The sequence below is a fragment of the Streptococcus sp. S5 genome (genome assembly GCF_034134805.1).
Lineage (GTDB): Bacteria > Bacillota > Bacilli > Lactobacillales > Streptococcaceae > Streptococcus > Streptococcus lingualis.
This window is the reverse complement of sequence record NZ_CP139419.1, coordinates 358,843-373,020: the sequence shown is the minus strand read 5'-3', so window position 1 is coordinate 373,020 and position 14,178 is coordinate 358,843. Positions and strand designations below refer to the sequence as shown.

Genomic DNA, 14,178 nt, shown 5'->3' with positions numbered 1-14,178 from the left:
CTTTTATGGGAAATGCAAGACAATTTCCCCTTTTTTATTGATTTCTACTCGACTCAGTAAGAGATTGCGGACCATTTGTTCTTTGGCCGCCTCTTTCATTCGTTCAAAGGATTGGTAGGCTTCTTGGAAAAATTCTACCAAAGGGTTTTTCTGACTGGTGTACTGACCAGAGAGCGCCATGCGCAATTGTTGCAGATAGTCTACCTGCTCGACCCAGTTTTCATCGATAGCTTTTAGAATGGCCATGCGCTGGAATTGGGCGATCACCTCATCGGTGCCTAGGATCTCATACTTAGCTTCTAACTCACTTTTAGCAATCTCCCATAAGAAATTTTCTTTGGTTTTCTTGCTACGGAAGGTTTGGTGGGCCTTTTCTGGATCCACTTGGTAGCTCACATTGTCTAACATATAGCGATAAAAAGCTACCGGTTCCTTGTATTCTTTTTTATGGGCTACACTTGAAAAGACGGAACGAAGCACTTTTTCAACGATATCATCCAAGCGTCCTTCTTGTTTGATCAAGCGGTCGCGCTCTTCGTAGACGATGGCACGCTGAATGTTCATGCTTTCCGCAAATTCTAACGTCATCCGACGACTGGCCTGACCAGAACTTTCACTAGCATTTTGGGCCCGTTCCACCAAGTTTCTATACTTGCGCTTGGTCAGAGCTTTGGCTGAACCAATCCGCTCATCCACATCATAGTCTTGATAGGTATCCTGGATCCAGTCTGGCCCCCAGTTTTTCATCAAATCGTCTTCCAAAGAGACGAAGAACTTGGTCAAACCGGGATCTCCTTGGCGACCTGAACGTCCCCGAATTTGAAGGTCAATCCGCTGGTTCATCATCCGCTCAGTCCCAACAACCACCAAGCCACCTAACTCAGCGACTCCTGGTCCCAACTTGATATCGGTTCCCCGACCGGCCATTGAGGTCGCAACCGTCACAGCTCCTTTTCGACCTGATTCCTTAATGATCTGGGCCTCTCGAGGAGCATTGTTGGCATTAAGAAGATTGTGTGGAATCCCTTCCCGCAAAAGAAGATTCGAGTAAAGAATCGACATCTCAACGGATCCGGCAAAGACCAGAATCGGATTGCCCTTTTCGTGGATCTTCTTCACATAATCCAAGGAAGCCACGATTTTCTCTGGCAAGGTCTGATAGATTTCATCTGGCAAATCCTTGCGGATCTTCTTGCGATTGGTTGGGATCTTGATCACTGACATGGCATAGGTATCAAGAAACTCTGCCTCAGCGACCTTCCCAGTCCCAGTCATGCCACCCAACTTCCGAAACATCTTAAAGAGGTTTTGGTAAGTAATAGAAGCCATGGCCCGTGTTTCTTGGGTCAGCTTGAGACCCTCTTTGGCTTCAATCGCCTGGTGGAGTCCTCCTTGCAAACGGGTCATTTCCATCAAGCGCCCCGTCGCCTGGTCTAGTAAGACAATCTCCGGTTGCCCTTCGACATTGGGATGGATGACATAATCCTTATCCTTAATAAAGTTTTTATTGGCCTGCAGGGCTAAGCTGATATGGCGGACCAAGTCACGGTATTGGGGATCATAGAGGTTGGGAATGGCTAGAAAGGCTTCTGCTGCATGAGCTCCTTTTCGAGTCAACCAAACTCGTTTCTTTTCTTCATCAAACTTGAAGTCTTCCCCTTCTTTGAAGGTTTGGATCAGGGTATCAATAATCCCATAAAGGTTGGACTGAACCCGAGGAGAACCAGAAATAATCAAGGGAGTCTGAGCACTATCAAGGAGCACCGAATCAATCTCATCAACAATGGCGTAATTGAAGTCTGCCAAAAATTGGCCATCTGCAGAAGCCGTCAAGTTCTCTGTTAAATAGTCAAAGCCCAGACTAGTATTAGTCGTATAAATGACATCTGACCGGTAAATCTCCCGTTTGACTTCTGGATCTAATTCTTCGTCTTCTGATTGTTTCAAGGGAACTCCAACAGTCAAGCCCAAAAAGCGGTAGACCTGTCCCATCTCTTCTGCATCCCGAGTTGCCAGATAGGTATTGGTCGTAATAACCATGACCCCTTTGCCCTCTAAGGCATTGAGATAAACCGGCATAGTTGCCGTCAAGGTCTTTCCTTCACCGGTATTCATTTCAGCGACATTGCCTTGGTGGAGGACAATCCCTCCCATGACTTGCACGTCATAAGGAAACATGCCCAAGACCCGTTTATCAGCTTCCCGCGCAACTGCAAATGCTTCCGGTAAGAGATCATCCAAGGTCTCACCCTCTGCTAGACGTTCCCGAAATTCCACAGTCTTCTCCTGTAGTTGTTGATCCGTCAAGCGGGCCATGTCATCCTTCCAGCTATTGACTTCTTTTAAGATTTTTTTGATGTTTCTTAATTTAACGTAATCCAATGTAATCCTCTTTTTTTGCAGTGATGTTCGTCTATTCGAGAACTTCTGCTCCCTCAGACGATATTGGTTGAATCGTGAAATAGTGGAAGGTAAACTCTTGCAAACCTGCACTGAGCAAGCGTACTTCATAGGCGTATGCTTGATCTGGATAGGTAAACGGCAAGCGACCTTCTGCGGTTACTCGACGGCCAACGACCTCTCCAAAGCGATCTTTGAAGACGATTTCTACCATAACGGTATGAGCCGGAGTCGCTTCCATCGTGATAACCAGTTCATAATCTTGCTCTCTTTTGAGCAGAGGCAGACTAGGAATTTGACGAGTTGCGCCAAAATTTGTCTGCGAATGCCAAGTTTTCAGCACTTGACCAGATGGCATGAGGGGGTTCTGAAACTGAACGCTTCCTTGGGCAGTCGCCTGAATGGTCGACCCCCAAAGATAATCTGCTAGAACAGTATCGCCCCAGTAGATTCGTCTGCTTTCATTTTCTTTTATTTTTATCATTGGTTTCTTCCAAAGTCTCTTTCCATGATTTCTTTGTACTGGGTCACAAACCACTCAATGATCGGACCACTCGCATCGTTGTGTCGACCAGCACGACTAGTGCTGATAATACGAACCGGCAATTCATACAAGGTCTCTAAAATATCTGGATAAGCCTGCTGGTCGTAGTCATCATCTCTCATATAGGCAAGGGCTAAAATCGTATCCTTGAAATCTGCCTGGTTAAACCGGTCCCAGAAGCGTTGATTGAGCTGACCGATCCCTTCTTGCGACACTTGACCAATGATCAACTGCATCATATCCAAGGACGTTCCAAACTCATCTGGGCGTTTAAATTTCAGGTTGGCAGCGACATCTCCCAGGTTGACAATGGGTTTTCCGACCAAGATCGCATGAGGAGAATAAAGAGCCCCATAGTAAAGGGCACCAAAGGTCCCCATGGACAAGCCAGAGAAATTCATATCTTTTGGCTCAAAGCCGAGCAAGTCCAAGTGCTGATCAATAAAAGCAGTGATTTGACTTTCCAATTCTTCTGAGCCCATATAGAAGGATCCACCTTCCAGTCTTGGGTCAGAAAAGAGAATAAAGGGACTCCCCATCGCACGCATCATCCCAAACCCTTCAAATCCTTCAGCCGGACGATACCCAGAAAAGTAAATGTTTAAAGGTGGCTTCATATCGCCAGGATGGAAATAAGCAAAAATTTCTTGGCGTTTGTGGTCCCGTAGCGTCTTAGCTCCTACGGTCATCTCTCCTAAAGGACCATGTGACAAGCGCTTATGTAAGGCTCCGATCGTAAGCGTCCCTTCTCCTTTTGCTTCCAGCGAAAAGGCTAAGTAATAAGGTTCTGCTCCGTCCAATTCTAGTGGTTGCTCCATCTCTTCTTCTGAAAAGACTGCATCTTTGACCCACTCTCCCAGAGCACCAAAGCGGTAAAATTGAATCCGCAATTGCAGCTGACAGCTTGGATCTTTTTCATATTCCAACCAAAAATTGATGGGACGACTCGCATCATACACGTAGTTGTAGACCCACTGAGCAATCGGTGTAAACTCTTCACCGTATGATCCATCTAGCTTCAGAAAATGTTGCCCCAGCACCGTTTGCTGGCCAGCAAAATCCGGTCTCACTAGCAGGTCACGAACCGTAAAGGCATCTCCATATTGATTGTCGTATAAAAAGCGCTCTAAGACATAGAGAAATTGATGCTTATTTGAGAAATCCCAGGGTCTTGCTTGCTTGAGTCTTAAGAGGTGGGCCAATTCGTCAGAAGGCGCCTCTAGTTCATGGCTTTGATCATAAAAAACAGTATAAGGCTGGAAATAAGCCAGGTCTTCTCCTAAAGCTAATAAATCTTCTGGCTTTTCCAGAATCAAGGCTTTGAATTTGGAGATTTCCTCTTCTTCCATATACTCTTTGAGCGATGGAAGAGTGGTAGCTTGAAAAAAGTGCCAGCCTAGTCCAGCAGGAAGCTCCACTTGATCCTGCCAACTGCTTGAGCCGATTTGGAGAATATGGGGTATTTGTTGTTTTTTATCCATGACGTTCTTTCATCCATCCTTCCCATTTCTCGATCAAGCGTTGACCGGTGTATTCTTGAATTTTTTCGATCGAGTAGACCAAGGCTTCGTTCCAAGGCTTCAATTCCAATAAAAAGTGAGTAATCGCCTTTTCTAATTCCTTGTCTCCCTTTGATAAGACATAACCATTTTTCAAATGATCGACATATTCTGTCTGGACGCGGTTGACCTGTGGAATCCCAGCAGAGATCCCTGCAATCTGCGTATAGAGGTTGGGTTCCTCGCTTAAATCTACGATCAAGCGTGTTTTTTCCAACTCTTGAATAATGTCATTTTCATTTGAAAAATTCTTAACTACAAAGCGATAGTCCGGTGCATCTTGTACGGACTCTTCATCGATGATCTGGTTTTCCCCAAGCCCTTCTATTTGGGCTGGTGATTGAACCAGATGCAAATCCTGCTCGCTAGCGATCAATTCCTCGAGTTGCCCTTCTAATTCCTTAACACGCTCCGGCGAGCCATTGTAAAATGCAAAAACAACTTCAAATAAAGGATGTTGCACCAACACTTCCAGAACCTTCTTGAGCTGGCTCTTACTTGGAAGCTCGGCTTCGTTGACATAAAAGTAAATCTTTGATTCCTTACGTTCCTGACTAGATCCCAAACGGAGGCGGGAATCAAAAGAGGTAATCCGGTGTGTCTTTTGAGCCAAGCTAGGAGAAAAGACTCCAATCGCTTCTTTGGTTTTTTCACTATCTGTGATCAAGAGCTGGGCATCAATCATATCAAAATAGAGGGCAAAGTTTTCGGCAGACAAGGGCTGACGATCCCCATAGAAAGACAAGACTTTCTTGACGCTACTTGCCGTATCTTGTAAAAAGGCCAAATTTGCTGGATGAGCTGCCAAAACCAACTGATCTCGTCCTGGAACCAAGGTTGCTAGCTGCTCTTTCATTTTTTCAGCGACAACGTCTCCCATATTGGCATAGCTTTCTTTTTTGAAGGCATGAAAGAAAGCTTCATTGACCATGACGGAGTGGTTCTCTTCGATCAGCATCTCTCTCAAAACCCATTGCCCATCAAAACTCAGATACTCTTGGAAATAGGGTTTTCCCTCATTGTAGTAGATTCTACTAGAGATAAAGCCACGATCATCTAAGTACTCGATGTAGCTGATCTCGTCATTCTTATAACGGGTCAAAGAGAGAAGGTTTCCATCCACTCCCATATCAAGTTTCGCTAGGTGGTGGCCCTTTCGAAATGCCATCACCAAAAAGGGAGTATAGGAAAAAGTGGTCTCACTCGGCCATTCGATGTCCTGAAGCTGAACTGGGCGCATAGCCAAATCAGACGGAACCTGTTGGATCTTATCAAAAATCGAAAGCACATCTGTCTCTAACAAATCTTGGCGGTGCAAAAAATAGCGCAGTTGTGGACTATATTGAGGCAACAATAAGATCCGATCCATTTCTGCTTCTTGAAAAATACGAACTTGATTAATGGTATCGTCAAATTCAATGGACTCTCGCATCCAGTACCAAGGGGTAGCTGTTTGCTGCCAGATGCGGTCCGTTCCATACCAGGCTGGTACAAAATAATACATGGTTACTCCTAGAATATTCTTGTATAACGTTGATTCACACGAAGGGCACGAATTTCTTCTCGGATATTGTAAATCATCCCGACAAACATGAGGAAGGTTCCTGGAATCATGGTCAAGCGCAAGAGATCCTTATCCCATAACAGGAGAGAAAAAGGAAGCGCCGTGAAGAGGATCAGATACAAGGTCCCAAAAACCGTCAAGCGTAGCACAATTTTATTGATATAGCGACGTGTATCTGCTCCAGGATAGACATGATCGATATACTCGGAAGCCTTCATCATCTTATCTGCAATTTCTTCTCCGTTTACATTGACAAAGGCAAAAGCAAAAGAGAGAAGGGCGATCATCAGAATGTAAAGAAGGATCCAAATCGGATCTCCCATCACCAAGTGTTTGGCTAAACGAGCAGCCCACTTGGCATTGGAATCCATAGACAAGATCAAGAGCATGGCATACTGAGGAATGGACACCAAGGTCATGGCGTACATAAAGGGCATCCCTCCTGCTGGGTTGAGCTTGATATCCAAAAAAGTATAACTTTTCAAGTTGTTGTGGATCCCTAATTTATTGACAGGAATCTGGTACTTGGAATATTCCACCAAGACTGCCACATAGACAAAAATCAAGATAAAAATCACGCCCAGAACATAAGCGATCTCTGGGATATTATTGACACTTGAAAGGGTCTGCATCACATCTTCTGGCAGGTACATAACCATCCCAGCCATCATGATCACAACAGAACTTCCAAGGCCCAAAGCGGCATTTAGATCGGAGAGCCAAACTAAAAAGAAGGCTCCGGCTACCATAATCATGGTATTGACCGCAATGACAAGTCCGGGGTTCAACCCTGTCTTCAAGGGGAGATACATGGCCACTGCCAAAGACTGGACGATGGCGAGCGCCAAGGTCACGTACATCTTTCGCCGCTCCACTATCTCCGTGCTGGTTTTTTCGAGGTTAAAGCGTTTTGAAACGGTAAACATCCGCCACAAAATCATGGAAGACATCCATGGGGATAGACCGATCGAAAAGATCGACATCCCGCGGAGATTTCCCCCCATCACAGCGCTTGAGAGCTGCAAGCCCGTTGTCGTTCCCTCATTGAGTCTCAAGGCCTTTGATAAGTCAACAAAAGGCAGGGAAATTTTACTTCCCAAAACATAAATAAAGACGAAAAATATCGTCCAACAAAATCTCTTTCCTACTTCAGATCGTTTTAACATTTCTTTTAAACTTTCTCTTACTCATTTTGACTCTTCCACCAGGGAAACAGCCTTTAAATATGTGCCTTTAGAGCATTTTATCTCAACTTATTTTACCATAATTTGCGACTTTTCCAAACTCATTTGTCACTAATATTTGATAATATTTCAAATTCCCCATTTGGTACCGTATTCAACAAAAAATCCTTCAGATGTTTATCTGAAGAATCTGGTTTACTTGGACATTATTCTCCTAAAGCCATGATGGTATCGACGAATAATTTCTTTGTAAAATAGCCATTGCGGATCAAATAAGAAGTATAGTGAGCCTTTTGGACCATTTGGGCATACGCTTCTTCTGTGCAGTCTTGAACCAGACGATTAGCTTCTTCAAGACTGGATGCTACAAAGCCAAGCCCTTTTTCTCGAATATAGTCTGCATTTGACAAATAGTCTGGCACGACTACCGGAAGACCTGCGGATAAGTAAGTCGATAATTTGTAGGAAATATTTTCTTTGTAGTAATCTCGCTCATCCTCGGGGTTCTCTGAATTTCCCCAGACCAGCCCAAACCCCCCCTTAGAAAGCTCCAAAAGCAACTCTTGCTTAGTTCGCCACCCTTCAATATGGACCTTGGAATAATCAACTCCTTCAACTGGTTCGGTATAAACATGAAGGGGTGTATCATATTTCCAGTCGATGATATGTGGGAAACGTGAAGGATTTCCTGAGAAGATCAGTTTTTTCTCAAATTGCGGAGTATAGAGGTCCAAACTATGGGTCAAATCCCACAACTTTTGGACCACATATTTTTTCACTGTGAGTCCTTCTGATACTAGACGATGGTACATTTGCTCTGACGGAACAACGACCAGATCACTCTGATTGTACATGTCGATATAGTTGGGCATTAGGTAATAATTGCTCTCAAACATGAGTGGTGGAACATCATGGATAAACATGACCAGCTTGGTTTGAAGGAGTTTTAACTTATCAACCAAACGGCGGTCCCACTCAATTCCATTCCAAGAAGGAGATTGAACGAAGACAATATCCCCAAAAGCAACGCCTGCTAAAATCCCATCCATTCGCGAGTTCAATTCGCTAGCTGGTTCATTGCTATGATCATAAAAGTAGATCCCTAATTCATTAACCCCAAGTTCACGAACGACATTCATAATATCGTTTTGTGCCATCAGGGCAACACTTTTCGAAGATTGCCCAAATAGATTTGTAAAATGGATTTTCATCTCTTTCCTCTGACTCTTCTTTTTTAATCCCATATTTTCTGAAGATATGAAGGCAAACAGAGCTTTTCACAAAGTAACCTTTTTCATATCCCTCAACGAAAACTTCCTCATTCATTATAACATATTTCCCAACTTCTTAGACATTCTAGATCAATAAAAGACCGGTTCATTCCGGTCTTTTAAGGTTTTATTTGCCATCTTTTTTCCGAATTCCTAAAAGGGCTAATCCAGACAGAAGAATGGAAGCTCCTGTAGCAAGAATATTAGATGAAGGATGGGCACCTGTCTCTGGAAGAGCAGGTCCTGAAGAACGTGTCGCACTTAGCGAGCTTGCATCTGATGGAGATTCTGAGTAAGAGGTGTCTAACGAAGACACGACAGACTCCGAAGAACTTGTCACAGCAGAGAAACTTGACGCATAAGACACACTGATCCATTCAGAAATTTCCTGCGATAAGGATTGACTCTCTGTTGATGATGCGCTTATAGAATCTGAAACACTCGTCAAAGGAAATTCAGATACTGGCATGGACGTTGAAGCCGATTCGCTTGCTGAAAGGAGCGAAGTTGATTGGCTATAGGAGTCTGATTTTGAAACAGATGTTGATGCTAGAGATTCTGAATGGGATGTCCATTGTGAAGCAGATAGACTCTCAGAAACGGATCGAGAGAACGATCCAGACTCTGAAACCTGCGATGCAGCTACGACATGAGAAGTTGAAGCCGATTCGCTTGTCGAAGCAGAAGCTTGAACTAATGAATCTGATTGACTTGCTGAGACTGATTCTTGTACCAGCGAGTCGGATTGGCTAGCTGAAACCGACGCTTGTACCAGTGAATCGGATTGACTCGCTGAAACGGATTCCTGAACCAAGGATTCTGATTGGCTTGCTGAGATCGATTCTTGAGACAATGAATTCGATTCACTTGTTGAAACTGATTCCTGAACCAACGAGTCTGATTGACTCAATGATGTTGATTGCAAATCAGTCGATACTTGCGATTCCGACTGACTCATTGAATCAGAACGAGAAAAGGACATAGATTCTGTAATTTGAGACTTAGATCCGACATCAGAAGTAGATTGTGATTGACTGGCAGATACAGATTCCTGAACCAAGGACTCGGATTGGCTAGCCGATACTAAGGCTTGAACCAACGACTCTGACTGGCTGGCAGATACAGATGCTTGAACCAGCGAATCGGATTGGCTGGCTGAAATCGACTCTTGTACCAGCGAATCGGATTGGCTTGAAGAAACTGATTCTTGAACCAAGGATTCCGATTCACTCGCAGAAACTGACTCTCGCACCAACGATTCTGATTGACTCAATGATGTTGATTGCAAATCAGTCGATACTTGCGATTCCGACTGACTCATTGAATCAGAACGAGAAAAGGACATAGATTCTGTAATTTGAGACTTGGATTCGACATCAGAAGTAGATTGTGATTGACTTACTGAAACTGATTCTTGTACTAACGACTCAGACTGGCTAGCTGAGACTGATTCTTTAACCAAGGATTCGGATTGGCTAGCTGATACAGACTCCTGAACCAAGGAATCGGATTGACTGGCCGATACAGATTCCTGAATCAATGACTCTGATTGACTCGCTGATACCGATGCCTGAACCAACGACTCGGATTGGCTAGCCGATACTGAGGCTTGAACCAACGACTCGGACTGACTGGCTGAAACAGACGATTGAGCCAAAGAATCTGATTGGCTTGCTGAGATCGATTCTTGAGCCAATGAATTCGATTCACTTGCCGAAACGGACTCTTGAACCAACGACTCTGATTGACTTGCTGAGATCGATTCTTGAGTCAATGAATTTGATTCACTTGCCGAAACGGACTCTTGAACCAAGGATTCTGATTGACTTGCGGATACAGATTCTTTAATCAAGGACTCGGACTGGCTGGCCGATACAGATGCCTGAACCAGCGAGTCTGATTGACTGTCGGATACAGATTCTTTAATCAAGGACTCTGACTGACTTGCGGAAACCGATTCCTGAACCAACGATTCAGACTGACTGGCCGATACCGATGTTTGAACCAACGAGTCGGATTGGCTTGCAGAAACTGACGCTTGAACCAGGGATTCTGATTGGCTAGACGATACAGATGCCTGAATCAAGGAATCTGACTGGCTTGCCGATACGGATTCCTGAAGCAAAGACTCTGACTGACTCAACGAAACGGATTCTGACAGCTTTTTGCTCATCGAAATAGATTGTGACAAGGAAATCAGTTGAGAAACCACTTCCTCCGATCCAACCGCCGATGTTGACTGCGATTGAGACACAGAAATTGATCTAGATACTAAATTAGATAAGGATACCGACTGACTCAACGAAACAGATTTCGAGGCTTTTTCAGACTCACTCTTAGATGCTGATGCTGCTTTTGATTGTGAGTCGGATTGACTCGCTGAAATCGACTCTTGAACCAGCGACTCAGATTGGCTTGAAGAAACTGATTCTTGAACCAACGAATCAGACTGGCTGGCCGAAACGGATTCCTGAAGCAAAGACTCTGACTGACTTACTGAAACCGACGATTGAACCAAGGATTCTGATTGGCTAGACGATACAGATGCCTGAACCAGCGAGTCTGATTGACTCGCAGAAACTGATTCTTTAACCAGCGAATCGGACTGGCTGGCCGATACAGATGTCTGAACCAAGGAATCTGACTGACTGGCGGATACAGATTCCTGAACCAACGACTCCGACTGGCTGGCTGAAACTGATGCCTGAACCAACGAGTCTGATTGACTGACGGATACTGATTCTTTAACCAGCGACTCTGATTGACTTGCAGATACGGAGGCTTGTACCAGTGACTCTGACTGACTAGCTGAAACTGATTCTTTAATCAATGAATCTGACTGACTGGCAGATACGGAGGCTTGTACCAGTGACTCTGACTGACTAGCTGAAACTGACTCTCGAACCAAGGATTCTGATTGACTGACAGAAACTGATTCTTTAACCAGTGACTCTGATTGGCTAGCGGAGACTGAGGCTTGAATCAACGAGTCTGATTGACTGGCTGAAATCGACTCTTGAACTAGCGAATCTGATTGACTCGCTGAAACGGACTCTTGAATCAACGACTCTGACTGACTTGTGGAGATCGATTCTTGAACCAACGAGTTGGATTCACTTGTCGATACAGATTGAGACGATGAAATTGAATCTGAAACTAGAGATGCTGACGTTGAAGCTGAGAAACTTTGAGACTGCGATGCAGATTCTGACGACGTCATTTTCCGATAATAATAGTTCACGCTCGTCAGTGGATTTGAAACCACCATTTTTTGAATGGTTTGTTTAAAGTTAGAAAAGCCTTCTGCTCCTTGAGGTGTCGCATCTTTCCCAACGATCATAGTCTGATTGTTACTTAGGAAAGCTGATTTTGGAAGATCTGTGAATGGTTTTGGAACTGTATATTCTGTTCCTGTATTTTCATCAGTATAGGTGACAGTTTCCTTAGCCGAAAACCATCCGGTGATCTCCAACTCAAAATGACGATCATCCACTCGTTTTGGCGTAACATTCAAGAAATAATCTTTGTTCTTACTTTCAACTTTACTCGTTCCACCTAAATCAGAAAGGGCATCTAAAGCATCTTGTTTAATCTCTTTTTCATAAACAAGGGTATACTTGTCAAATATCGGCTCATTCCCGACATCGAGATTCGAAACGTTATAGACTTTGGAAGGATCCAGAACGTAGTAACGAAGGATGTAGTCACCGTTTTGACTGGTTGTAACAACTTCACTTCTTATGAAATGCTCACGCGTATTCCCGTATAATTCCACTCGGCGTGTGCCAACCGTACTATTGTCAAAGATCCCCGTTGTTGCTTTTTGAGCCGAGTTCACTACCGGAACCTGGACATATCCTGCAATATCACGAGCATTGGAGGCCGTATAATGCTGACCTTCAATCCCGTATTGGGTATACTCTGCTAAGACTGCTTCTTTCCCAGTTGGCGTGTATTCCCCATCGACCCATTTGCCTGCTGGATCTACCACTTTGTAGAAAGTCGACTGTTGCCCCCACATAGATGGAACTTTGATTTCAGCTCTCGAAGTCAATAGTTCCCCTTGTTTCGAAGGGTTCATCACATCGTATACATCTCGTACAAGGAAACTTGTCTCAGGACTAGCGTAGGTACCTAGATAAACATTCCCAGGTTTCCCATCATCAGCCTTGCTATAGGCAAACATATTCCCCAAAGGAGCTTTCTTAATCAATACTTCGTTAGGTAGTTGGAACTGCGTGCCCCCAATGACATTTGCAGAGAAGGTTTGAGAGAAAATCTCAGAACCATCTGATTTTTTTACAATACGGAAATATACATCATTTCCCACATGGGTATTCGGATCGGTATCGGTACGATTGACAGACAAGGTCGCATAATAGCCGAGTGATTCTCCTGTTTTATTAACAAAATCCCAAATCCCAAAGGTATAGCGAGTCGCATCCGTATCCTTCTTATAAGCAGCAATTTCTTCAGGTGTTTGGTTAACATAGCGCTTATCGATATGAGGATCTTTGGCAACATCTGTAGCTGTTAGAGGGGCATCTTCAACACTAGCACCGTTGCGATCATCCATGTTTGGTGTAATCTCTAGATCTTTGCTACTACTCTTAGCCACCTCAGCAATGGGAGCCAACTGAGCAGAGATCGCAGGTTTCCCATCTACATTTGTATTTCCCACAAAACCTGCAGCTGTCAAGGTCGTCATCATCTCATCGACAGCTTTCTCCAAACGATCGCGCTGGTCAGCATAAGCTTGCGCACTGGCATTGGTATGGATCAAGTTATTGCTTGCAGCCACTTCAGCCTGCACTCTGTTAATGACCGCTTCGACCACTGCTCGACGCTCAGTGTCCGTCATTTTAGATGCATAGTTTCCTGCAATTTCTTGGAGCAATTCAGCTTCAGAAGTATTTTGTTCCAAAACAACAGCTTCTTCTAAACTAGTCGGCTGCTCAATAACCATTTCTGACTCTTGAGCTTGGGCAGACTCGCTAAGTGCCGTTGATAATGCAGTTGATCCAACTTCGCTCAAGGACAAAGAGGTGGATTCACTGATCGAAGCAGACGCACTCACAGATGTAGAAAGGCTGGTTGATCCTGAAACAGAGCTGGATTCTGAAGACTGGGTAGAGGTATTTCCTAAGACCACACTATCCACTTCTGCCAAGGTTTCCTCTTTTGTCTCAGAAACCGTTGGTGCAAGTGATGTTGCATCCTCCGCCTTAGCAGTCGTAGCAATCACAGCACCACCAAAAACAGCCCCTACCGTAATCAAACCCTTTAAGAAGGCTTGGTTATGCTTTTGACTTTCTATTTGATCTTGCTGTACGTTGGCAATGATGGTCTCCTCCACTTGCCCACGCACCACGCGAAAGAGGCCTAGAGCAGCTGTTGATGCTCGAAGCCAATTTTTTCCTGATTTAATTAATTTGAAGCGTACGACACGATCTGTTTCACGAAAGTTTCCTTTTGAACGCTTAAATTGCATGATATTCCCCTTACATTGTAGTCATTATTCATTATACAGCAATACTACGTAGATTCAAGTAATTTGCTACAAAAAACTTATATATTATCGTTTAATTTTCAAATTTTTTTGTAACACATTAAAAACACCTCATTCTACTAGAAAAAAAGTGAATCTCCTATGAGA

At 44.0% G+C, this 14,178-nt stretch carries 7 protein-coding genes; all 7 read right to left on the bottom strand.

The features are described 5' to 3' along the window. Positions 1–3 precede the first annotated feature (3 nt). A complete protein-coding gene (gene secA2 / locus SM123_RS01700; RefSeq protein WP_080674705.1) occupies positions 4–2,388 on the bottom strand; it encodes an accessory Sec system translocase SecA2 in 2,385 nt (794 codons plus the stop codon). 25 nt (positions 2,389–2,413) lie between these two features. Further along, a complete protein-coding gene (gene asp3 / locus SM123_RS01695; RefSeq protein WP_023919257.1) occupies positions 2,414–2,884 on the bottom strand; it encodes an accessory Sec system protein Asp3 in 471 nt (156 codons plus the stop codon). After that, positions 2,881–4,425, bottom strand: coding sequence for an accessory Sec system protein Asp2 (gene asp2, locus SM123_RS01690; RefSeq protein ID WP_320909683.1), 1,545 nt, complete (start codon positions 4,423–4,425; stop codon positions 2,881–2,883). The genes asp3 and asp2 overlap by 4 nt, the downstream gene beginning before the upstream one ends. Further along, positions 4,418–6,007, bottom strand: a complete 1,590-nt coding sequence (asp1, locus tag SM123_RS01685; protein WP_254732726.1) for an accessory Sec system protein Asp1 — start codon at positions 6,005–6,007, stop codon at positions 4,418–4,420. Before asp1 ends, asp2 begins: the two co-directional genes overlap by 8 nt. An 8-nt stretch (positions 6,008–6,015) precedes the next feature. Then, positions 6,016–7,233: an accessory Sec system protein translocase subunit SecY2 gene (secY2, locus tag SM123_RS01680; protein ID WP_070594466.1), complete on the bottom strand. Its 1,218-nt coding sequence runs from the start codon at positions 7,231–7,233 to the stop codon at positions 6,016–6,018. Positions 7,234–7,457: 224 nt separating this feature from the next. Beyond that, a complete protein-coding gene (locus tag SM123_RS01675; protein WP_070594465.1) occupies positions 7,458–8,462 on the bottom strand; it encodes a sugar transferase in 1,005 nt (334 codons plus the stop codon). Positions 8,463–8,649: 187 nt separating this feature from the next. Beyond that, the gene (locus SM123_RS01670) at positions 8,650–14,013 is read right to left on the bottom strand and encodes an accessory Sec-dependent serine-rich glycoprotein adhesin (protein ID WP_320909682.1); all 5,364 of its coding nucleotides are present in this window, start codon (positions 14,011–14,013) and stop codon (positions 8,650–8,652) included. Positions 14,014–14,178 lie beyond the last annotated feature (165 nt).